Here is a 478-nt window from a genome sequence, read left to right on the forward strand (position 1 = left end):
GCCAGATCCTCGCCGCTGGTAAACAGGTCCTGGTTGAGCCCCACGCGCGTCGAATGCGCGCTGATCCCCTTGAGCAGCCGGACCAGGTCGTCGGCGGTGAGATCGGCCAGAGCTCCACAGTCGAACGCGCGCTGGATCATCGACCGATAGATCGGGCCAACCGATGCGGGATGCAGCGCGCCCTCCCCCACATCATACTCGACCCGCGCAGGCACCGCGGGCTTCGACAGCGTCTTCCGCAGATCCCAAGACTCGCGCCCCGAGATGCTGTCGATCCTCCGTCCGCGCACCGCCGCCCTCGCCTTGTACCGCCGCACGTTCACGCGTCGAAACACCGCCCCTTCCCCTATGCCGGCCGCCTCCAACCAAGCCGCAATCGCACGCACCGTACGCGGGCTCAGATAGGCGGTCGCCCCCTCCCCCTCCTGATCACCCTTGCTGCGCGGGATGCTGAGCAGCCGCGCGTCGGGATCGATCG

General features: G+C 68.2%; 1 protein-coding gene. It reads right to left on the reverse strand.

Annotated features, from left to right (window positions below; genetic code table 11):
• On the reverse strand, nucleotides 1-478 hold a 478-nt coding region (locus AACY08_RS29220), incomplete at both ends, for a hypothetical protein (protein WP_445262065.1).

Source organism: Pseudomonas sp. EL_65y_Pfl1_R83, from assembly GCF_963970695.1.
In the GTDB taxonomy this organism is placed as follows: Bacteria; Pseudomonadota; Gammaproteobacteria; order Pseudomonadales; family Pseudomonadaceae; genus Aquipseudomonas; species Aquipseudomonas tritici.